Consider the following 23,184-nt stretch of genomic DNA (forward strand, 5'->3'; position numbering starts at 1 on the left):
AGTGGTATATTTATGGTAATTAAACAATAAGTTATAAATAGTATAACACATATGTAAAGTCCGAATATAAAGGAGTGCTTAAAATGAAAGCGAATGTACTCATCTCAGGTGGATCAGGGTATATAGGCAAGCATTTAATCAGTACATTAAAAGATGTCGGCAATCTATATACGATTACAAAGTATGAATCAGATATGATGATAGATGATGAAGTTACATGGAGAAAATGCGATATTTTTGTACTTAAAGATATGATTGAAGCTTTAAAAGATATCGATATTGCAATTTATTATTTAGATCCAAACAAGAAATCAGCGAAGTTAACTCAAAGTACTGCACGTAATTTAAATATTATCGCGAGTCATAATATGGCAAAAGCATGTAAAGTCAATAATGTTAAAAAAATTATATACATTAAAGGTTCGCCTTTTGATATAGAAACGATGGAAATATTAAGTTCAACGGGAATTGAAGTTCAAGTGACAGAACAATCTATTAAGCGACCAGCTGTATCGATAGAATTACAGAAGTCTAAAATAGATGATGTTAGAAGTGTTGATAGAATGCCCATTCCTTATAAATGGGATTTAGAAGATGTTGTGAAATACTATTTCCAATGGTTACAAGAAACAAGTGGCACGTTAGTGAGAACAGAATTAATTGGAGATATTTATTATGTTTATTTTCAACATCGCAGTAAACCATTATTAAAATTAAAAAGAGTGCATCCAAATATTGACGAAGATATTATACAGTTCAAAGTTATCGGCGGTTCACTTACTGTAGATTTATATGAAGATAATGGCATGTTAGAATTTAGAAAGTTAAGATTAACAAATGAATTTATGGTTCATTTATTTAATTACGTACCGAGATTACCATGGAGTATATATTATTTATCACAAGCACCAATTCACAATGTAACGATGAAGGGGTTTGAAGTTGATTGTAGAATTAAAGATTTTCAACTACGCAGTATAGCAGGCGAAGTTAAAAAATATACAAAGTAGAGGGATAGTATGGAATTACTAATAATTGAAGATGATGAAACTTTATTTAATGCTATGAAGCAACAACTAGAAAAATGGGATTGGTCTGTACATGGCATAAATGATTTTGGTGCCGTACTTGAAGAATATAAAGCATTACAACCAGACATGGTCATTATAGATATACAGTTACCTCAATATGATGGATTCTATTGGTGTCGTGCGATTAGAAAACAGTCTAATATACCGATCGTATTCTTATCATCAAGGGACCACCCGATGGACCAAGTCATGAGTATGGAACTAGGTGCGGATGACTTTATACAGAAACCATTTCACACAGAAGTGCTTGTTGCCAAACTTCAAGCAATTTATAGAAGGGTTTATCAATATAATAAAGATGAGCCTAGAATCAAGTTATGGCATAAAGCACGCGTTGATTATGGTAAACATATTATTGAAAAGAACGATATTGAAATTTCGTTAACTAAAAATGAAATGTTTATTTTAGAAATTCTGTTGAATCATAAAAATGAAATCGTGAGTAGAGATACGATTATTACTGCTTTATGGGATGATGAACAATTTGTGAGTGACAATACATTAACTGTTAATGTCAATCGCTTAAGAAAGAAACTTACTGAAATTGGCTTCAATGATTTAATTGAAACGAAAGTAGGTAAAGGCTATATTGCGCACGAGCCGGAGGGATAAAATGATCAAATCGTTTCTGAAAGAAAGATGGATTTGGATATTACTGTTTATAGTCATGCAAGTTACTATACTGCTTACGAGCTGGTTAGATATAGCCTTTTCTTTTAAAAGCGCTTTGTACTTAATTGGTATAAATTTGATTATTTTTATCGTGTTTATATGGTTGATTTACACGCGCGAAACAAGATTTTATAGCGCATTAAAAAATGATATACCGATTAAAGAAATTGAACATAAAGAATTGAATCAATCAACATATGAAAAAATCGTTTTTGATTATATTCAACTTTATGATGAACGTACGAGACGTACCATTCATAACCAAAATAAAGAAATACAAGCGACTAAAAATGATTTGCTAGATTGGATACATGAAGTTAAAACACCCATCACAGCAATGAAATTATTATTAGACCAAATTGAAAAACAAGATTTAAAAAAGAATTTATTATATGAGTGGAGCAGAATCGACTACTTACTTGATCAGCAACTTTATATTAGACGTTTAAGCTCTAAAAGTAATGATTTTTATTTTGGACATTATGCTTTAAAAGAGATGGTTATAAAAGAAATTCAACATGCACGTAATATTAGCATGGCTAAAGGCATAGGGTATGATATACAAATTGAAGATGAAAAAGTTTATACAGATGAAAAATGGTGTCGTACTGTCATTAGACAACTCATAAGTAATGCTCTGAAATATACGGAGAATAAAGATATTATCATATCAACTTATGAACAGCATGGTCAAACATACTTGAAAATTCAAGATTTTGGGCGAGGTATTAAAGCGCGAGACTTACCACGTATTTTTGAAAGAGGCTTTACTTCAACGACAAATAGACGTGAGTCAACAGCCACAGGAATGGGGCTTTATTTAGTTAAAGAAATTACTGAAGGACTAAGTATTAAAGTCAATGTGAAATCTACTTATGGTGAAGGAACGACAGTATTGCTTATTTTCCCGCAACCAAATGATTTAACAACGGTAGAACATTCAAGTGACAAAAATGTCACTTCAAACATGAAAATGTACGATGAATCAAAGGAAGAATTGTAAAAAAGGCTATAAGATGGAATCATAAACAAATTACAAAGGAGTTTTGAATATGAGTATATTAAAAACTGAACAACTCGTTAAAGTTTATGGTTCTAAAAAAAATCAACAAGAAGTGTTGAAACAAATAGATATGACAGTTGAAAAAGGTGAATTCATTAGTATTATGGGGCCATCTGGATCAGGAAAGACGACACTGTTAAATGTATTAAGTTCCATTGATTATGCGACAACAGGGCAAATTGAAATTAATGGTCATCAATTACAGAATATGAACAATAGACAAATGTCTAATTTCAGAAAAAAAGAGCTGGGCTTTATATTCCAAGAATATAATTTGCTTAATACGCTTACCGTGCAAGAAAATATCATGTTACCTTTAACCATTCAAAAAATTTCTAAAAAAGAAGCGCAAGTAAGATTTGAAGAAATTAGTAAGGCGTTAGGTATTTTAGATATACAAAATAAATATCCTAGTGAAATATCTGGTGGTCAAAAGCAAAGAACATCAGCTGCAAGAGCATTTATAGCACAACCATCCATTATATTTGCTGATGAGCCAACAGGTGCATTAGATTCTAAATCTGCTTCAGATTTACTGAATAAATTAAATCAAATGAATCAAATGACACAATCAACAATTGTTATGGTTACACACGATTCATCAGCAGCAAGTTATTCCAACAGAGTCATATTCTTGAAAGATGGTAAGATCTACTCTGAACTTTATAAAGGAGACGATGATAGAGAGACATTTTACAAAGAAATCATCAAAACACAAAGTGTGTTAGGTGGTGTTGTAAATGAGCTTTAATCAAATTGTTATTAAGAATTTAAGACGAAACATTAGACATTATAGTATGTATGTCTTTTCAATAACGATGAGTGTCATGCTCTTTTTCGGATTTGTCACGTTAAGGTTCTCTGAAGATTTAAATAGTGTTCAATCTGGTATAAGAGTTGGCGCAGCTATTAAAGTAGGTGTAACAATACTGACGATTATCATCGTTATATTTCTACTTTATGCCAACAAACTTTTTATAAAGAGAAGATCGAGAGAAATGGGATTGTACCAATTAATCGGTATGACAAAGCGAGAAGTCTTTAAAATATTTGCTTTAGAAAACTTTGTATTATTCACATTAACAGCAGTGATTGGATCTATTTTAGGATTTTTCTCTTCTAAAATATTATTGATGATTTTATATAAAATCATCGGCGTCCAACAAGAAGCACATTTGAATTTTAGTATAGAAGCTTTCGTTCAAACGATTGTACTTATGATTGCGATTTATATCATTATCGCTTTTCAAAATGCAATATTTATAAATAGAAAGACAATTTTAGCACTTATGCATGAATACAATGCTACAGATACTAAAATTAAGAAAATTAAACTATATGAATTGATTTTTGGTGCAATTGGCATCGTCATGATTATTAGTGGTTATTATTTATCAAGTGTTATGTTCGATAATCTCAGTAATGCAGGGATGGCAACGTTATATATAAGAATGCTTACCATTTTATTCTTAACAATAGTGGGTGCATACTTGCTCTTTAGATGTTCAATCTCGTTAATATTTAATACCATTCGTAAATATAAAAAAGGCATGCTGAGTGTAACAGACGTTGTTTCAACTTCATCTATTATGCACAAAATGAAAACAAATGCTTTATCGCTGACAATTATCGCAATAGTGTCAGCTATGTCAGTCGGCCTATTAGCATTGAGTTACGTTCAATATTACAACGCCGAAGAAACAGCAAGAAGTACATCACCAGATGATTATATTTTTGTAAATAAAGATGCAAATCAACAATTTAAAAAAGCATTAGATGCTGAGCATATTCAATATAAAGAACGTAATTACAACGTGACACGTTATATTATTGATGATAGAAAAGTGCTTGAAGGTGCTAATGAAACTAGAGGAGTAGAACCCAATTCACCGTCAACAGTAGCTAAAGCATCTGAATTTAAAGGTATAAAATTGAAAAACGATGAAGTAGCAGTTGTAGGATTCAATGATCTTCTTGATAGAGTCACTAATGTAAATGATGAAGAAAAAATGTCTTACAAAATGGGTAATCAAACACATCATCTTAAAGTGAAATCTATTAGTAAAGAAAATTATTTATCTTCAATGGTTTCTTATAATGCACCTGTTTATGTTGTGTCAGATCATACATTCGACCAAATGAAAAAACATGAAGCTAGAAATGACGACATGAATCAGCAATTTGGTGTGAACTTAACAAATGATAAAGATGTTAAGAAAGCAGAGCAAATCTTTGGAAAAGTACAAAGTAAAACCGAGTCATCTATGTCATATCATGAAATTTACAATGACTCTAAAAGTAGCCTAGGTGTTATGCTGTTTATTCTTGGATTCTTAGGTATCGCATTCTTACTATCTACTGGATGTATCATTTACATTAAGCAAATTGATGAAACGGAAGATGAAACATCAAACTACAATATCTTAAGAAAGTTAGGCTATACATCTAAAGATATGTCTAAAGGTATTGCACTAAAAATTGGCTTTAACTTTGCATTACCATTAATCATTGGATTATGTCACGGATATTTCGCGGCTAAATCAGCTTGGTTCTTTATGGGACAATCATTCTATACACCAGTGCTGATCGTGATGTCACTGTATTCATTAATTTATATTCTGTTTGCCTTCTTAGCATACATCCACTCTAAACGCGTGATTCAAAGAGTGCTTTAAAAAATAAATATTTAAAATAAAGGCTAGTGCTTGTCATTAGCCTTTTTTTGTGTTATAAAATACCAATGTGAACTTTGTGTTTACGAAAAGTTTACAGACAAGATAAATTTTCAAAAATAAATTAATAAACTGTGGTCGAATTCATTTTGAAAGAGTACAATGAAAGAGTAATTACATAAATTATGATGTAAATTTTGGGAGGATTACTAATGTTTAATAAGAAGAAGGATAAGTTTGGTATTCAGTTAGAAGCTATAGCTGAGAATTTAAGTCGCGCATCAGTTGAATTTGGAGAAATGGATTTTGATTCAGATTTCGACTTAAAAGCTTATTCAGATAAAATTAAAGCCTATGAGTCTAATGGTGATGATCTTATGCACCAAATGATTACTGATTTAAATCAAACTTTCATTACACCAATTGAAAGAGAAGACATTTTAGAATTATGTGATGCATTAGATGATGTATTAGATGAAATGGAAGAAACTTCAGCAATGTTTGAAATGTACTCTATCAGTTATTCAGATGAATACATGGCAGAATTCGTGAAAAATATACAAGCAGCAATTAAAGAAATTGAAATCGCTGTAACGTTAGTAGCTGAGAAGAAATTCTCACACATTCGTGTACATTCTATCAACATTAAAGAATATGAAACGAATTGTGATGGTATTTTAAGACAATCAATTAAATATATTTTCAACAGTGAAACAGATCCAGTAACATTAATAAAAATTAAAGATATTTATGAATCTCTTGAAGATGTAGCAGATAAATGTCAATTAGTAGCAAACAAATTAGAACAAATTATTATGAAAAATAGCTAAGGAGTTTTAAAAAATGGATAGTTTACTCATTATTACCGTAGCTATTGTTGTGTGTGCGTTACTTTTTGACTTTATTAATGGTTTCCATGATACAGCCAATGCAATCGCTACAGCAGTATCTACAAAAGCACTTAAACCACGACATGCAATTATTTTAGCAGCGGTTATGAACTTTGTCGGGGCATTAATGGCAACAGGTGTAGCACAAACAATTGCTAAAGATATTGTCGATCCGTTTAAGTTAGAAAATGGTTCAGTCGTTATTTTAGCAGCATTGATTTCTGCTATAGCGTGGAATCTTATTACTTGGTATTTCGGGATTCCAAGTTCATCTTCACATGCATTAATAGGGTCAATTGCAGGTGCAGCTATTGCTTCTGCAGGATTTGGAATATTACATTACCAAGGATTTTCAAAAATTATATTAGCTTTAATTGCATCTCCAATTTTAGCGTTTATCGTTGGTTTCATTGTATATTCTATTTTCAAAGTCGTATTTAAAAATAATAATTTAACAAGAACAAATAGAAACTTTAGATTTATCCAAATTGGTACAGCAGCTTTACAAGCATTCTCACACGGTACAAACGATGCTCAAAAAGCAATGGGTATCATTACAATGGCACTTATTTCAGCTAATATGCAATCTACAACAGATATTGAATTATGGGTTAAAATAAGTTGTGCTACTGCAATGGGTCTTGGAACTGCAGTAGGTGGATGGAAAATTATCAAAACAGTTGGTGGAAACATTATGAAAATCCGTCCAGCTAACGGTGTAGCAGCTGACTTATCATCAGCATTCGTTATTTTCGGTGCTACATTCATTCACTTACCAGTATCAACAACACACGTAGTATCTTCATCTATTTTAGGTGTAGGTTCATCACAACGTGTTAAAGGTGTTAAATGGACAACAGCACAAAGAATGATTATTACTTGGATTATAACTTTACCAGTATCAATTATCCTTTCTTTCATCATTTATCATATTTGTGCTTTATTCGTATAATCAATCATCAAAACATCCAACTCATTAACGTTGGATGTTTTTTTGTATGGGAAAAATTGAGAAGGTTAGGAGAAATATAATGATAGGTGAATTTTAGTGGGGAGATATTCTGAGTTAGGGACAGAATTCTGAGAAATGTCCGTAAGAGAGGTTGTTAGAGACAGAATTCCGAGAAATGTCCGTAAGAGTGGGTGTTAGGGACAGAATTCCGAGAAATGTCCGTAAGAGAGGTTGTTAGAGACAGAATTCCAAGAAATGTCTCTAAATGAGTGCCCATCTAATTACCAGAATTCAGAATAATGGAAGTTACAGCATTCTAATTACCTGAATTCCGAATAGTGGAAGTTACAGCTCTCTAATTACCAGAATTCAGAATAATGATAGTTAGCGCACTCTAATTACCACAATTCAGAATAATGGAAGTTACAGCGTTCTAATTACCAGAATTCGAAATAATGGAAGTTAGCGCCCAGATAATAAAAACTTCCACACACTAATTTTCTGCATAGAAAAAACCAGTTCGTCTTCTGAACTGGTTTTTTTATTAATGAATATATGAATAGTTATATACTTGTGATGCTGGGACTGTTCTGTAATCTTTAACACCTGGAGGCGTATTATAGTTCATTTCTGAAATTAATAGACTTCCGTCTGCGTTAATAGATTCTACATATGATACGTGACCATATTGTCCAGCTGTAGTTTGCATAATTGAACCTACTTCAGGGGTACCGTCTACTCGGAAACCGTCAGCTTGTGCTGCGCCTGCCCAATATTTAGCATCTCCCCAGTATGTGCTGATTGAACTACCAGCTTGTGCTCTGCGATCAAATACGTAATATGTACATTGACCCCAGTCATATAAGTTTTGGTCATTGAATGATTGATTGCCACCTGTTTGAGTAGGTTGTGTGTTATTTGAAGGAGTAGTTGTAGTATCACTACCGCTTCCACCAGCAATTTTTAAAGTTTGACCAGGATAGATAATATAACCTTGTAAATTATTTGATTTCATTAGTTGGTCAACTGTAACACCATTTTGTTGTGCGATTACTGCTAATGAGTCACCGCTTTTAACTGTGTATGTAGATCCTGAAGTTGCTGTTTCTTGAGAACCGCTTCCTCCCGTTGAACTACTTCCGTTTACAGTAATGACTTGCCCTGGGAAAATCATATTTCCTGAAATATTGTTACTTGATTTCAGTTGATTAACAGATACACCATATTGGTCTGCAATCATCCATAAAGATTCACCATTTTTTACAGTATGTTGAGTTGAAGCTTCGGCGTCGTTATGAGCTGCTATAGCTGCAACACCAGAAACAGCTGTTACTGCGAATGCAAATTTTTTCAAAGGCTTATCCTCCTTAGGTATATATAATATATAAAAACAGAATACTAAAATGAACTTTCTTCTATACACGTAATGGTAACAAAAATAATATTGTATGTACCTGATGTAATCACTTTGTAATAAAAACACAATAATTAATATTTGCTTTTTTACATTGATTGAAGTGCGCTAAAACCGTTGTGAGCGTATCTATATGGAATATGGTAATTTATGTATGTATGATGAATGTTACAAATTATAGAAGACATGACGTTTGATATATAGAGAAATAGCATGTAAAATGTTGGTATTACGTTATAAAAAGGAATGATTAAAGATGAATTATGATAACCAATATGCATCTTATCAACATACAGATACTCATGGTTCAGCCATTAGAAAAACATGGCTATACTTCTTATATTATTGGGTAATCTTTGGCGTTGGGACATATGTAGGTCAATTCGTACCACCTGCATTACATTTACCAATTACAATAGGATTGTTTGTACTCATTATGATTTCATTATTTGTAAAATCGTCTAGAAAATTTGGCGGTTTAATTTCAAATATATATGCATTCTTTATCGGTGTGATTTCATATACGGCCTTTATGTATTATTTAGGCACATTAGGTACACAAGCGTTTTATGGCAATATTGCCTTAGCAATTGGTGCATTTGCTGCTTTTGGTATACTCGGTTACTTTATGATTGATGATGCCTCAGGTTTAGGAAAATATTTATTTGTAACATTAATCGCGTTAATCTTCGCAAGTTTATTAGGTATATTCATCCATAATCCTATTTTCCATACAGTGTTATCTGTTATAGGTATTGGACTGTTTCTACTTTACACTGTGTATGATTTTAACCGTATGAAACTAGGGAACTTCTCTCCTAGAGAGATGGGCTTTAATTTGTTTATTAATTTACTCAACATCATCATGCACATTTTAAGACTCGCAAGTATTTTAAAAGATTAAACATAACAAGTCTGAGGCAATCATCGTGTCTCAGACATTTTTTGATTTGTAAACTTTGCCAGATGTAATCATTATTGTATAATAAGTATGTTAAATAACTCACTTGAAAGAGAGATGGAAATATGGGACGTAAATGGAATAATATTAAGGATAAAAAAGCCCAAAAAGACAAAAATACAAGTAGAATCTATGCTAAATTTGGTAGAGAAATATATGTAGCTGCTAAATCAGGTGAACCTGATCCAGAATCAAACCAAAATCTTAAATTTGTATTAGAAAAAGCTAAAACTTATTCTGTTCCTAAACATATTATAGATAGAGCAATTGAAAAAGCTAAAGGCGGATCAGAAGAGAACTTTGATGAATTAAGATATGAAGGTTTCGGTCCAAGTGGTTCAATGCTAATTGTTGATGCATTAACAAACAACGTAAACCGTACAGCAAGTGATGTACGTGCAGCATTCGGTAAAAATGGCGGTAATATGGGTGTATCAGGCTCAGTTGCTTACATGTTCAACCATACAGCTGTATTCGCATTTAAAGGTAAATCTGCTGATGAAGTTTTCGAACTATTATTAGAAGAAGATTTAGATGTGAGAGATGTTATCGAAGAAGAAGATTTAACAATTGTATACGCAGAACCAGATCAATTTGCACAAGTTCAAAATGTGCTTAAAGCAAATGGCGTAGAAGATTTTGATGTAGCTGAACTTTCAATGTTAGCTCAATCAGAAGTAACATTATCAGAAGAAGATTTACAAACGTTTGAAAAATTAGTCGATGCAATTGAGGATTTAGAAGACGTGCAACAAGTATTCCACAATGTTGACTTGTAATGGAGTGTTTAGATGAATAAAGAGAAATGGATAAGCGCACTCAATTTAATACCACATCCTGAAGGTGGTTTCTATCATGAAACGATTAAATCAGAACATGCTTTAAATGATGGCAACGCGTTATATACAAGTATTTATTTTCTATTAGAAAAAAATAATATTTCGCATTTTCATAGAATAGAATCTGATGAGGTATGGTATTATCATGCAGGACAAACATTGACTGTGCATATGATTTATCCGGATGGACATTATGAAAAAGTTAAAGTCGGTCCAAATGTTGAAGAGGGAGATGTATTACAAGCGCTCGTACCAAAAGGCGTGATATTTGCTTCAACTGTTGAAGGTGACAATGACTATGCACTTGTAGGATGTATGTGTGCACCAGGATTCCAGTTTGAAAAATTCGAACTGTTTACGCAGGCTCAATTAATCGAACAGTATCCACAGCATCAAGAAGTAATTGAAAAATATGCTTTCGAAACAATTTAAAGTTTAATATAAAAAAAATCCCAATCCGAATGAAGCGGATTGGGATTTTTTTGCGGAATTATAGTTCTCCGTATACTTCTTTAGCAGTTTCGATGACATAAGATAATTTACGCCATTGCTCATCTTCAGATAAGATGTTACCTTCTTCTGTTGAAGCGAAACCACATTGAGGACTTAAGCATAGTTGATCTTTCGAAACGTATTTTGTTGCTTCGTCTAAACGATCAAGAATATTTTGTTTGTCTTCAAGTTCACCAGTTTTTGATGTGAATAAACCTAATACAACATATGCATCGTTTCTATCAAAGTGTCTTAATGGTTCAAAGTCTCCTGAACGATTGTCATCGTATTCTAAGAAGAAACCTTGTAGCTTTTCAGTGAATAGTTCTTTCGCAATTGGTTCATAACCACCCGTAATTGCCCATGATGATTGATAGTTACCACGACAAATATGAGTTGTAATCAATAAGTCTTCTGGTAAATCAGCTAATGCATCATTGACAACTTTTGCTGCTAGTTTGATAGCTTCTGCTTTTTCTTCTTCAGAACGCTCTCTATTTTTAATTAATTGTTTTGTTGCTGCTAATCCAGCCCAATATACATCGTCAATTTGTAAATAGCGACAACCTAATTCATAGAATTTAAGAATAGATTGACGATAAGCTTCTGAAACATCTTTCGCATATTCATAAATATCTGGATAGATTTCATGGTTTAATATGTTTGGATGGAATAACTGGTTTGGGCTCGGTATAGATACTTTACTTACAGCTCTTCCGTTTACTTGCTTATGTAAATAATCAAAATGTGCGAAGTGAGGATGATCTGGGTTGTATTGGACTTTTCCTACAACTCTTACGTCATGTTTTTTAGTCTCTACGCCATTAAATGTTAAACCAATTTCTGGTTCATAATCTTCTACACCTGTTAAATTTTCTAAGAAATCAAAGTGCCAATAAGAACGTCTGAATTCACCGTCAGTAATACTTTTCAATCCGACTTCTAATTGTTTTTCAATAATCTTATCGATTTCTTGATCTTCAACTTTCTTTAAATCTTCTTGTGTAATCGTACCTTCTGAAAATTGTTGACGAGCTTTCTTTAAAGGCTCAGTTCTTAGTAAACTACCTACATGGTCGGCACGGAAAGGTCTTAATTGTTCTGTCAATTTACTTCACTCCTGTTTATATACTCTAAAAATTCTGAAAAATTCAATATTAATTAAAAATACCAAAGTAATACATCGATGTCAATTTAGTTTTGATATAATAAATAAAAAGGAGGGGATTAAACACTTGGCTAATAAAAAGAAAAATATCAAAAAGAAAAGTCAGTCTGTAAAAAGAAAAAAGAAAAATGATAAATCAAAGCGTAAAAATAAAAAGAAATATATTTATGGATTCCTTTTATTGATTATTGGAATTGTAATAGCTATGAGTATTTATCATGTGTTTAAACCTTTACCACATGGCGTTTCAAAAGTGAGTTCAGAAACAATGACAGACCATGTGGAACTATTAACAGATGTCACTTATAAAAACGGGAATAAGATGCAGTACAATCAAGAAATATTTGATAAAGTAAATGAGACGATTAAAGAAGCGGATGATTTTATTATTATGGATATGTTCTTATTTAATCATTATCAAACGGGAGACAAGACTTATCCAAAAATATCTCAACGTCTTACACAATCATTAATTGATAAGAAAAAAGAAAACCCAGATATGAGAATTATTGTGATTACAGACCCACTTAATTCATTCTACGGTTCATACACGCCAGACAATATTAAGGATCTAAAAGCCAATAATATAGACGTCTACTATACAAATCTTAATGAATTAAGAGATTCTAACCCGATTTATTCAGGTATGTATCGAACATTTTTCCAATGGTTTGGTAATAGTGAAAATGGTAAGTTAAGTAATCCATTAAGCCCTGAAGCACCAGACGTTACAGTTAGAGGTTATTTAAATATTTTAAATATGAAAGCAAATCATAGAAAGACTTTAGTTACAGAAAAACATGGCATGATCTTATCTAGTAATCCACATGATCCAAGTGGCTATCATCAAAATGTTGGTGTCAGAGTATCAGGTCCAATCCAAAATGCAATTATTAAATCAGAAATTGCAGTTGCGAATATGAGTGGGGGTCGATACTCACCAAGTGATTTCAAAATTAAAAACAATAGCTGGAATGATAACGCCAAGTATAGTGTGCAATTAGCGACTGAAGGTAAAATTAAAGATCAAGTCATTCAAAATATTAAAAAAGCACAATCTAAAGACCATATTTCAATAGGTATGTTTTATCTTTCAGACAGAGATGTGATTGACGAATTGATTAAAGCTTCTAAAAGAAATGTAGATATCAAACTTATACTTGATATTAATAAAGAAGCATTTGGTAAAGAAAAGCCAGGCGTTCCGAATAAACCAGTTGCGAGTGAATTAATCAATCGCTCAAAAGGAAGCATTAAAGTAAGATGGGCTCGTTCAAATGGCGAACAATATCATTCTAAATATATGTTGTTTGAGCAAAATGAAAACAATCGTGCCACAATGATATTAGGTTCATCCAATTTAACAAGAAGAAACATTGGAGACTATAATTTAGAATCAGATATTATCATTAAAGGTAAACAAAATGATGCAGCCTTTAAAAAATTATCCAATAACTTTAAACAATCTTGGAATAATAGTGAACACGATATGACTGCACAATATGATGAATTCAAAGACGAAGCACTTTGGAAAAAAGTATTATATAGAATTCAAGAAAGTACAGGTTTATCAAGCTTTTAACAGTATATAAAAAAGACATTCATCGTGAAGGTGAATGTCTTTTTTGGATGAGACTGAATATTAGGGAGTAACGCACGAAGACTCGGAGATATCGTGCGCTAGGGCACAAAATAAGGGTATACCGCACGAAGACTCGGAGATATCGTGCGCTAGGGCACAAAATAAGGGTGTACCGCACGAAGACTGAGAGATATCGTGCGCTAGGGCACAAAATAAGGGTATAACGAACGAAGACTGAGAGATATCGTGCGCTAGAGCACAAAATAAGGGTATAACGCACGAAGACTCGGAGATATCGTGCGCTAGGGTACAAAATAAGGGTATAACGCACGAAGACTCGGAGATATCGTGCGCTAGGGCACAAAATAAGGGTATAACGCACGAAGACTGAGAGATATCGTGCGCTAGGGTACAAAACAAGGGTATAACGCACGAAGACTCGGAGATATCGTGCGCTAGGGCACAAAATAAGGGTGTACCGCACGAAGACAGAGAGATATCGTGCCTTATCTATTGATTTTAATAATATTCCGATACATAATATCTGCCATTTTTTCTGGTTTTTCTACACAGCCGTTTTTCAACCAACTATAAATGGTAGCGATTTGTCCACCGACTGTATAGTCTAGGAAGAAATTGACGTCTTGAAGTGTACCTATTCGTGTAATCAATTTTTCAAATCTTAGTTTAATGAGTTTGATAAAGCTGATGATGAGTTCTTTTTCTGGATGGACAACGAAGACGCTTGTGAAAAATCTCTGATGTCTTGATATGTAATAAAAGACATTTGTAAAGTACTGTTTAACATACTTTCTTCTTTTATCAGGGTTTTCAAGGATAGATTGTTCTATATTATCCATTAATGTTTCATAGTTCGTCATATGAAATTGTTTGATTTCTTCATACGTTTCATATTTATCTTTAAAATGTGCGTAAAATGTTGAACGATTGATACCACATTCTGCACATAACATTTTTATTGTGATTTCATCAAAATGATAATGTTCTAATAAGTAAACCATATTACTTATGATTAGTTGTCTCGCATGTTTTTTCATAGGTCACCTCGAATAAATACATACCTAATATTTTAACAAAAAGCCGTTCAAAGATACATTCATATACCATTTAAATATGTAGATATTATGAATAATTATCTGATTTTTCCGCCATCTTAACCCGACAAACTTATTTAATTTGTTGGTTTAAATCATGATTCCAGAGCCGTATAATGAATAAATCATTGAAATTTGGAGGAAATAAAGTAATGAAAAAAATAGTGCTTGTAAATGTTATCACTATAATAATTTTAGTGGCTATCGGCCTAGTAGGATTCCATTATTATAGTGAAGCAACAGATTATGTAAAAACAGAAAATGCAAAAGTTGACGGTGAGCAAATCAAAATTGCTAGCCCAGTATCAGGTAACTTAACAAGCTTCGACGCTAAAGAAGGTAAAACTTATGACAAAGGCGACAAAATCGGAGAAGTAGCTGGTAAAGGTGAAGATGGACAGTCTCAAGAAATGGACATTAAAGCACCATCTAAAAGTACAATCGTAAAAACTTCTGCAACAGAAAACAGTTTAGTTCAAGCTGGATCACCAATTGCATATGCATATAACTTTGATGATTTATATGTAACAGCAAACATTGACGATACAGATGTAGAAGATGTTGAAAAAGGACAAGCTGTTGACGTGTATATCGACGGACAAGAAGCTAGTGTTAAAGGTAAAGTGTCTCAAGTTGGATTAGCAACTGCATCAAGTTTCTCATTGATGCCTTCATCAAATAGTAATGGAAACTATACAAAGGTGACACAAGTTGTTCCAGTGAAAATCACATTTGATTCTAAGCCATCAACAAATGTTGTTCCAGGAATGAATGTTGAAGTTCGAATCCACAAGAATTAAGGAGGGTGTATTATGACATCAACCTTTACGGTGGCTTATATAATTGTAGCAATCCTATTATGGATTGGAATTAATGCATTTGTTTTAAAACGCAAAAAAAGTAAATCAGTTTCTAAGCAAGTAACTGAAGAAACAACAGAGAACAAAGAAACACAATTGAAATCAAAAGATGATAATATCAATCATCAACCAGAACATTCACATATTGAAAAAATGGAAGCTGAACATAAGTCATCTAACTCAGAGATGAACGAAACAACTTCTAACAAAATGTATTCTGAAGATCATGATAAAGAATCAGATGAATCACATGAGCATACTGAATTATCTGATCGTGGTATGGAATTAAATGAAGACGAACCAATTAATGAACAAATTAAAAAAAATCATGTCAATTTCGTATATGGCAAAGGTATTTCAAGAAACAAAATTTTAGTTGCGATGATGTTTGGTATGTTTATAGCTATTTTAAACCAAACATTATTAAATGTTGCTTTACCGGTTATTAACAATGAGTTCAGTATTTCAGCATCTACAGGACAATGGTTAATGACAGGATTTATGTTAGTGAATGGTATCTTAATACCAATCAGTGCATTTCTAATAAGTAAATATTCATACAGAAGACTATTTCTTATAGCAATGACGTTGTTTACAGTTGGATCAATTATATGTGCTTTATCATTTAACTTCCCAATGATGATGACAGGTCGTGTTATCCAAGCAGTTGGTGCAGGTGTGTTAATGCCATTAGGTTCAAATGTATTTATGACAATATTCCCACCAGAAAAACGTGGTGCGGCAATGGGTACTTTAGGTATTGCATTTATTTTAGCACCAGCAATCGGACCGACCTTATCAGGTTGGATCGTACAAAACTATCATTGGAATGTCATGTTCTATGGTATGTTTGCAATTGGTTTAGTTGCAATATTTATTAGTTTCTTCTGGTTTAGAATTTATCAAAAAACTTCTAATCCAAAACCAGACGTTCAAGGTATTATCTATAGTACTTTAGGATTTGGATTATTGCTTTATGGATTTAGTGAAGCGGGTAACGATGGTTGGACTTCATTAACAGTTTCATTATCATTGATTATCGGTGTAATCTTCACAGCATTATTTGTTATTCGTGAAGTGAGAATGAAAAATCCAATGCTTGATATGTCAGCATTAAAATATTCAGGCTTTACATTGACTACGATCATTAATGTTATCGTAACAATGAGTTTATTCGGTGGTATGATCTTATTACCAATCTATCTACAGAATTTACGTGGTTTCACACCACTAGATTCAGGGTTATTACTATTACCAGGTTCACTTATAATGGGCTTCATGGGTCCTATAGCTGGTAAAATGTTAGACTCATTTGGTATTAAACCACTCGCTTTAATTGGTTTAACAATTATGACATTTGCTACTTGGGAATTGACACAGTTAAATATGGATACACCATATACAACAATACTTGTTATTTATATTGTCCGTTCATTTGGTATGAGTTTTATCATGATGCCAATTATGACAGCAGGTATGAATTCATTACCACAACGATTAATTCCGCATGGTAATGCAATTAGTAATACGGTAAGACAATTAGCAGGGTCAATCGGTACTGCCATTCTTGTTACAGTAATGACTCAAAATACGACATCACATTTGGCAAATATGTCAGATAATATGGATTCAACAAATCCTATGATCCAAGAACAAATTAAAGCTTTATCAGATTCTGTTGGCGGTCAAGAAGCAGGTACAACTGCACTATTTACTTACTTCAATAAACTTGCAACAGTTCAAGGTATTAACGATGCATTCTGGATTGCAACATTATTCAGTGTGATTGCTTTAATTTTAAGTTTATTCTTAAAAGGTAAATCTCATTATTTATCAAAAGAATAGTAAGAACTCCTAGATATAAAAATATAAATTCATTTTGTATTTTTAAATTATATATTAATGTTTAATTGTTTAAACACTACAAGAAACAGTGAAGTTTCTTGTAGTGTTTTTTTAGAATAGTAATTTAATTTATGAAATTCTATATTGAATGCTTTGAATTAGACATGGTTTTTTATATAATGTAAAAAAGGAGTTGGTAACTTATGAAAGTTAAGTATATTGACAAACGTCATTGGCGACGTCTCCTTAATCGCGAATATAAAGAAGTTGTATTGGACACCAATCATTTTAAAGGGCTAATTGGATTAGTAACAATGGTACAAGTAAAAGAGCCTTTACAAGTAAATGTGGTCGGCAGGGAAATTACAGTTGCGGATAATGGATATAAGTGGATGCAAATCTTACCTGAAAAGAAGCCATATAGTATCACTGTAATGTACGATAAACAGAATAAACCAGTACAATACTATTTTGATGTGAATTTGAGGAATATCACACAACTTGGCAATGCTAGAACATTAGATTTATGTCTTGATGTATTAGTGATACCGAAGTCGGGTGAATATGAACTTGTTGATGAAGATGATTTAGAAAGAATGCTCAAAGAGAAGAAAATATCCAAAGCCCAATTCCATAAGGCATATGTTACAGCTCATGAAATTATGTTTAAATTAGAGACGGATTTCAAAGGAATTGAAAAGAAAATCAGATATTGTTTTCACGAAATTATGAATGCGAAGTGATTTAACTACAATGTTATGGCATATTTCTATATAAAAACGAGGAATCCCTTTAAAGTTGGAATTCCCCGTTTTTTTATTATAAGAAGATTAATGCAAGTATGATTGCTAATGGACCTACGATGAAACAATATTTACTAAAGATACCTAATTGACCACGTTCCATAATGCCTTGTAACCATTTAAGCGAGAAATAACTTGCTACAAGAGATGCAATAAATGCAAATACATATGAAATCATTAATGATGTATCGGGTGGTGTTTCAACAATATCTTTAATACCAAGTAAAGCTGTACCTAGACTTACTGGAATATATAGTAAGAATGAGAATTTAAATGCTGTTTTTTGGTTCATACCTACACCTAATGCACCAACAATCGTTGCACCACTTCTACTTAGTCCTGGTACTAACGCAACTGCTTGAAATAGACCGACGATAATAGCGTCTTTAAGTGACAAATCTTTTTCAAGTTTTTGACCACGTTTATTCTTAATAAACCACAATGCGATACCAGTGACGATAAGCATGATACCTACCATAATCACACTTTTAGTATCCCCGATAATATCTTTAAAGATTATACCTAGAACACCTGCAGGAATCGTTGCAATGACTAAGTACATCGCAAGTTGGAAATTTTTCTTAATCGATTCGGTACGGTCACCTTTAATATATTTAAGTGTATCAACAATAAGCGTGATAATATCTTTTCTAAATAAGATAAGCACGGCAATTAATGAAGCGGTATTCACAACAATTTCAAATGTTAAACCGTCCGTATGTAATCCTAAAAATTCTTGTGCCATCACAAGGTGTCCACTTGAAGAAACCGGAATTGGTTCAGTTATACCTTGAAGTAACCCAAGAAAAACATATTTAATAATTTCGATAATAAGCATGATATGATCCTTCCTATTTAATGTACATGGTCAACTATAACGAATTATGAATTGACTTTCAATTTATGAAATAAAAAAATTTATATTTCGGTCTAAAGTTGTAGGCGTGGTCGTGTAGGCAAATCGTGTTATAATATAATGAAAGTAAGGAGTGTGTGTCAATTGAAAGTAGACGATTATAAGTTACTCGTAACATTAGAAGACGTAAAGACATTAAGGAAAGCAGCAGACATTCTCTATATATCTCAGCCGGCAGTGAGTCAAAGGTTGAAAACAATTGAAAACTTTTTCGGTATAGATATTTTTATAAGAACAAAGAAGCAATTGATAACAACAAATGAAGGTTCACTTGTAATTGAACACGCTCGAAAAATGTTAAAAGAAGAACGTTTATTATTAGATAAAATCAGTTCTAAAATAGGCGAAGTAAATGGTAGCATTTCAATAGGTGTATCTTCATTAATCGGACAGACCATTCTCCCGCAAGTATTAGGAGAATACACGCACTTATATCCTAATGTGGATATACAATTACAAATCGGTTCAAGTGAACATATTAAACAATATCAGAATGACTTTCATATCATGGTCGTAAGAGGAAATGAAGTCATGAATGTTCAAAATGATCTCTTACTTAATGAACAGCATTACTTTATATATCCTAAAAATAGAAAACAAGATCTACACCTTTTACCAATGATCGAGTTTCAAGCAGAACCTATCTACTTAAAACAAATAGAAGAGTGGTATTCAGATTACTTACAACAAGAATATCATGCACTCATTAAAGTCGATCAAATCGCTACATGTAAAGCATTACTATTAAATGGTGTAGGTGTAACAGTCTTACCTGAACTCGTTATAGGTGATATCGATACAGATAAATTTGAAATCAAGAAATTGAATGTCATGCGTAAACCACTGACAAGGTCTACATATATATGTTATGAACATAACGTATTACAATTACCACAAGTGAAATCATTCATAGAAGTCTTAAAGAACTATATTAATCAGCTTGAAATAGGTAAAAAATAAGCAGAAAAGAAATCTGTACGGATTTCTTTTCTGCTTTCGTTATATTGATATCGATTGCTATGACAGACGCTTTCTTAACTTCGTAAATATTTCACGAGTTTCATCATTAATCGCGTCATGATTTAAAATATTGTCGATACGTTGTAGATTCTTACTATCTTTAAATCGTGTTTCGTTCAATTCATAAATCGATAATTTTGGCTCAGTTTGTTCAATTAATCTCATATTGTCATTCTGTGAAACATATCCTTCTTTTAATACTCTGAAGTAACAGCCTGTTCGATAACTATCAGCCATTCGTTTAACTAAGTCTTTAATGCCATATCGTTGTGCAATTGTAGCGCAAGGTTGTCTTGGACATGAAACTTGAATGATCGCTTCACCAAGTTCGTAAGTGTCACCAATGTTTAAATCTTCTTCTGTTAAACCTGAAACGGTTATATTCTCTCCGAAAATTGCATACTTTGGTAACAAATCAATAATATCATCCCAATATGCGTAATTATCTTTGCTGTAAAAACAGAGTGCTTTTTCAGGTCCACCATGTCCTTTGTATTGCTGTTCGTCTTCAACAAAGCCTGTATGTGTTAAGTACATCTTATCTTTAAAAGGTTCTTTGAAAATGGCAGTCTTTTTTGATTTTTGATCGCTAAATGTGATATTGGCAATTTTTCCGACTGATATATAATCTACTTTGTAATTCACTAGAATGACTCCTTTTTACAATATTTAATAATGATTTTACCGGTTAATGTGAATTATAGCAATAAAGCATTGACGTAGCAGAGGATAAGCTTTAAAGTACAAGCATATAATAAAATATAGGAAGTTGTGAATTCATGTTTTTGAAATTATTTCAAATAAAAAATTATAAACTCTTTACAGCAAATATGGGTTTACTTGGTATGGCAGTTGCGATTACTGTTCCATTTTTAGTGTTGTATGCGACACAGCACTTAGGCATGACGAAAGGGCAATATGGTTTGTTAATGGCGCTTGCAGCAGGGGCATCATTTACAGTAAACTCTATTGTTGCTAGATTTTCAGATAGTGGCAAAATTAATCGTAAATATCTTATCATTACCGCACTTATTATGGGTGCATTATGTTTCTCCATTTATTTCTACATACATACTATTTGGGTGTTCATTGCACTTTACGCAATGTTCCAAGGTTTAGCTGCACCAGCAATGCCTCAAATGTATGCCTCAGCACGTGAATCAATTAATGAATCAGCTTATAAAGATAGAAGTATATTTGCTAATACAGTTCTACGTTCTACATTTTCATTAGGATTTTTATTTGGTCCTTTAATTGGTACAGTATTGTTAAGTGCCTTTGGATATGATGGATTGTTTGGTGGAACGGTAGCACTATTTTTAACAGTTTTAGTATTATTAATTATATTTTATAAAGAGCCGAAGAAAGTTATTAAAAATGCTATCGGTAATTTTACAGAAAAGAAAGCACCAAACTTAATAAAAGAACCGACATTATTAATACCTTTCTTAGCATTCATTTTGTTACATGTTGGTCAGTGGATGTATACGTTGAATATGCCGTTATATGTAACAGAATATCTTAAAGATAATGAATCACATGTCGGCTATTTAGCAAGTTTATGTGCGGGCTTAGAAGTTCCGTTTATGATTATACTTGGTATTATTGCAAGTAAGTTCAAAACAAAAACATTATTAATGGTTGGATCTATTTTTGGATTCGGATATTACTTTAGCATCGGGGTGTTTGATAGTTTCGTCGCAATGTTGATAGGACAACTCGCATTAGCATTCTTCTTAGCTATTTTACTAGGCTTAGGTATTAGTTATTTTCAAGATATTTTACCAGAATTTCCAGGATACGCATCAACATTATTTGCCAATGCAATGGTCATCGGTCAGTTAGGTGGAAATTTATTAGGTGGTATTATGAGTGATCTCGTTGGACTAGGAAATGTATTCTTTGTTTCAAGTTTATCAATAGCAGTAGCATTTGTATTACTTATATTCACAGTAGAACATACGACACACAACGAAACTAAAGTAAGTTAGGAGATATAAAAATGACAGCAATAAGTTGGATATTAATTATCTTAATGTTTGTAATTGCATTTATAGGATTAGTGAAACCTATAATTCCATCCGTATTATTTATATGGGTAGGGTATTTCATTTATCACTTTGCAATTGATTCAAGCAAATTATCTTGGGTATTTTGGGTAGTAATGATTGTATTTACAATATTTATGATATTATCAGATATCATTATGAATAGTTATTTCGTTAAGAAATTTGGAGGTTCTAAATTAGGAGAAACAATGGCAGCAGTCGGTGTCATCATCGGTTGTTTCGTATTTCCTCCATTTGGAATTATAATCGTTCCATTTGTATTAGTATTTGTAACAGAAATCATTCAAAAAGGTGATATCGCAGCTGCAACAAATGCAAGCGTAGGATCATTACTTGGTTTCTTAACAAGCTCAATAGCAAAAGCATTGATTATGGTAGTCATGATTATCTGGTTCTTTATAGATATTATTATTTAATATAGTAGGGAAAGCCTGGTACAGAATATAAGCTGTACTAGGCTTTTTTATTTGGAATGAGGAGTATGGGGAGTGGTGGTTTATTTTAGGTGTGGAGGTTAGTTGGGTATGGGGGAGAAGGTGTGTTGGATATGGATGCCGAAAGATGTGAGTTAAAGAGATAGTAAACTCACGAGAATGAAGAAGATGTGAGTTAAAGGAGTAATAAACTCACGAGATTGAAAAACATGTGAGTTAAATGTGGAATAAACTCACGAGATCGTAAAACATGTGAGTTAAAGAGGCAGTAAACTCACGAGATTGAAAAAGATGTGAGTTAAAGAGGCAGTAAACACACGAGATCG

At 32.5% G+C, this 23,184-nt stretch carries 22 protein-coding genes; 17 read left to right on the forward strand and 5 right to left on the reverse strand.

The window, feature by feature from the left end; translation table 11 throughout:
- Positions 1-83: 83 nt before the first annotated feature.
- The 7 genes from LQ679_RS02760 (at position 84) to LQ679_RS02790 (ending at position 7,340) form a co-directional block, all read left to right on the forward strand.
- Positions 84-1,010, forward strand: a complete 927-nt coding sequence (locus LQ679_RS02760; protein WP_037590010.1) for an NAD-dependent epimerase/dehydratase family protein — start codon at positions 84-86, stop codon at positions 1,008-1,010.
- Between the two features lie 9 nt (positions 1,011-1,019).
- Positions 1,020-1,703, forward strand: coding sequence for a response regulator transcription factor (locus LQ679_RS02765; protein WP_025907390.1), 684 nt, complete (start codon positions 1,020-1,022; stop codon positions 1,701-1,703).
- A gap of 1 nt (position 1,704) precedes the next feature.
- Positions 1,705-2,766: a sensor histidine kinase gene (locus tag LQ679_RS02770; RefSeq protein WP_239762049.1), complete on the forward strand. Its 1,062-nt coding sequence runs from the start codon at positions 1,705-1,707 to the stop codon at positions 2,764-2,766.
- A gap of 49 nt (positions 2,767-2,815) precedes the next feature.
- Complete coding sequence (locus tag LQ679_RS02775; RefSeq protein ID WP_025907385.1) at positions 2,816-3,577, forward strand: ABC transporter ATP-binding protein; 762 nt, start codon at positions 2,816-2,818, stop codon at positions 3,575-3,577.
- The gene (locus LQ679_RS02780) at positions 3,567-5,501 is read left to right on the forward strand and encodes an ABC transporter permease (protein WP_239762050.1); all 1,935 of its coding nucleotides are present in this window, start codon (positions 3,567-3,569) and stop codon (positions 5,499-5,501) included. Before LQ679_RS02775 ends, LQ679_RS02780 begins: the two co-directional genes overlap by 11 nt.
- A 209-nt stretch (positions 5,502-5,710) precedes the next feature.
- A complete protein-coding gene (locus LQ679_RS02785) occupies positions 5,711-6,328 on the forward strand; it encodes a DUF47 domain-containing protein (protein ID WP_037590003.1) in 618 nt (205 codons plus the stop codon).
- A 13-nt stretch (positions 6,329-6,341) separates the two neighbouring features.
- Positions 6,342-7,340, forward strand: a complete 999-nt coding sequence (locus tag LQ679_RS02790) for an inorganic phosphate transporter (protein ID WP_037590001.1) — start codon at positions 6,342-6,344, stop codon at positions 7,338-7,340.
- 544 nt (positions 7,341-7,884) lie between these two features.
- Here LQ679_RS02790 and LQ679_RS02795 read toward each other — a convergent pair.
- Positions 7,885-8,694, reverse strand: coding sequence for a LysM peptidoglycan-binding domain-containing protein (locus tag LQ679_RS02795; protein WP_191836093.1), 810 nt, complete (start codon positions 8,692-8,694; stop codon positions 7,885-7,887).
- 316 nt (positions 8,695-9,010) lie between these two features.
- On the opposite strand from LQ679_RS02795, the gene LQ679_RS02800 reads away from it, so the two are divergent.
- From LQ679_RS02800 to LQ679_RS02810, 3 genes are all read left to right on the forward strand, one after another.
- Entirely contained in the window at positions 9,011-9,658 is a 648-nt protein-coding gene (locus LQ679_RS02800) for a Bax inhibitor-1/YccA family protein (RefSeq protein ID WP_037589997.1), read from the forward strand.
- 122 nt (positions 9,659-9,780) lie between these two features.
- A complete protein-coding gene (locus tag LQ679_RS02805) occupies positions 9,781-10,494 on the forward strand; it encodes a YebC/PmpR family DNA-binding transcriptional regulator (RefSeq protein ID WP_048541255.1) in 714 nt (237 codons plus the stop codon).
- A 12-nt stretch (positions 10,495-10,506) separates the two neighbouring features.
- The gene (locus LQ679_RS02810; RefSeq protein WP_025907371.1) at positions 10,507-10,986 is read left to right on the forward strand and encodes a cupin domain-containing protein; all 480 of its coding nucleotides are present in this window, start codon (positions 10,507-10,509) and stop codon (positions 10,984-10,986) included.
- 58 nt (positions 10,987-11,044) lie between these two features.
- On the opposite strand, the gene LQ679_RS02815 is transcribed toward LQ679_RS02810, so the two are convergent.
- On the reverse strand, positions 11,045-12,154 hold the full coding sequence (locus LQ679_RS02815) for a 5-methyltetrahydropteroyltriglutamate--homocysteine S-methyltransferase (RefSeq protein WP_239762051.1): 1,110 nt from the start codon (positions 12,152-12,154) through the stop codon (positions 11,045-11,047).
- A gap of 127 nt (positions 12,155-12,281) precedes the next feature.
- Between LQ679_RS02815 and LQ679_RS02820 the strand changes: the two genes are divergently transcribed.
- Positions 12,282-13,796 (forward strand): phospholipase D family protein, encoded by a 1,515-nt coding sequence (locus LQ679_RS02820; RefSeq protein WP_204255761.1) that lies wholly within the window; start codon positions 12,282-12,284, stop codon positions 13,794-13,796.
- A gap of 506 nt (positions 13,797-14,302) precedes the next feature.
- On the opposite strand, the gene LQ679_RS02825 is transcribed toward LQ679_RS02820, so the two are convergent.
- Positions 14,303-14,854: a TetR/AcrR family transcriptional regulator gene (locus tag LQ679_RS02825; RefSeq protein WP_025907366.1), complete on the reverse strand. Its 552-nt coding sequence runs from the start codon at positions 14,852-14,854 to the stop codon at positions 14,303-14,305.
- A 209-nt stretch (positions 14,855-15,063) separates the two neighbouring features.
- Between LQ679_RS02825 and LQ679_RS02830 the strand changes: the two genes are divergently transcribed.
- From LQ679_RS02830 to LQ679_RS02840, 3 genes are all read left to right on the forward strand, one after another.
- A complete protein-coding gene (locus LQ679_RS02830; RefSeq protein ID WP_037589989.1) occupies positions 15,064-15,711 on the forward strand; it encodes an HlyD family secretion protein in 648 nt (215 codons plus the stop codon).
- 12 nt (positions 15,712-15,723) lie between these two features.
- Complete coding sequence (locus LQ679_RS02835) at positions 15,724-17,616, forward strand: DHA2 family efflux MFS transporter permease subunit (protein ID WP_239762052.1); 1,893 nt, start codon at positions 15,724-15,726, stop codon at positions 17,614-17,616.
- 203 nt (positions 17,617-17,819) lie between these two features.
- Positions 17,820-18,359 carry a ribonuclease FAU-1 family protein gene (locus LQ679_RS02840; protein ID WP_239762053.1) on the forward strand — a complete coding sequence of 180 codons (540 nt, stop codon included), beginning with the start codon at positions 17,820-17,822 and terminating at the stop codon, positions 18,357-18,359.
- Positions 18,360-18,435: 76 nt separating this feature from the next.
- Here the strand turns inward: LQ679_RS02840 and LQ679_RS02845 are convergent, their stop codons facing one another.
- Positions 18,436-19,257: an undecaprenyl-diphosphate phosphatase gene (locus tag LQ679_RS02845; RefSeq protein WP_037589984.1), complete on the reverse strand. Its 822-nt coding sequence runs from the start codon at positions 19,255-19,257 to the stop codon at positions 18,436-18,438.
- Between the two features lie 162 nt (positions 19,258-19,419).
- On the opposite strand from LQ679_RS02845, the gene LQ679_RS02850 reads away from it, so the two are divergent.
- Complete coding sequence (locus LQ679_RS02850; RefSeq protein WP_025907355.1) at positions 19,420-20,295, forward strand: LysR family transcriptional regulator; 876 nt, start codon at positions 19,420-19,422, stop codon at positions 20,293-20,295.
- Positions 20,296-20,352: 57 nt separating this feature from the next.
- Here the strand turns inward: LQ679_RS02850 and LQ679_RS02855 are convergent, their stop codons facing one another.
- Positions 20,353-21,000 (reverse strand): MOSC domain-containing protein, encoded by a 648-nt coding sequence (locus LQ679_RS02855; RefSeq protein WP_239762054.1) that lies wholly within the window; start codon positions 20,998-21,000, stop codon positions 20,353-20,355.
- Positions 21,001-21,134: 134 nt separating this feature from the next.
- Between LQ679_RS02855 and LQ679_RS02860 the strand changes: the two genes are divergently transcribed.
- Positions 21,135-22,346 (forward strand): sugar efflux transporter, encoded by a 1,212-nt coding sequence (locus LQ679_RS02860; RefSeq protein WP_037589981.1) that lies wholly within the window; start codon positions 21,135-21,137, stop codon positions 22,344-22,346.
- Positions 22,347-22,357: 11 nt separating this feature from the next.
- A complete protein-coding gene (locus LQ679_RS02865) occupies positions 22,358-22,840 on the forward strand; it encodes a DUF456 domain-containing protein (protein ID WP_025907349.1) in 483 nt (160 codons plus the stop codon).
- The last annotated feature ends 344 nt before the right edge of the window (positions 22,841-23,184 follow it).

Origin of the sequence: Mammaliicoccus sp. I-M35 (genome assembly GCF_022386455.1) — a bacterium.
Lineage (GTDB): Bacteria > Bacillota > Bacilli > Staphylococcales > Staphylococcaceae > Mammaliicoccus > Mammaliicoccus sciuri_A.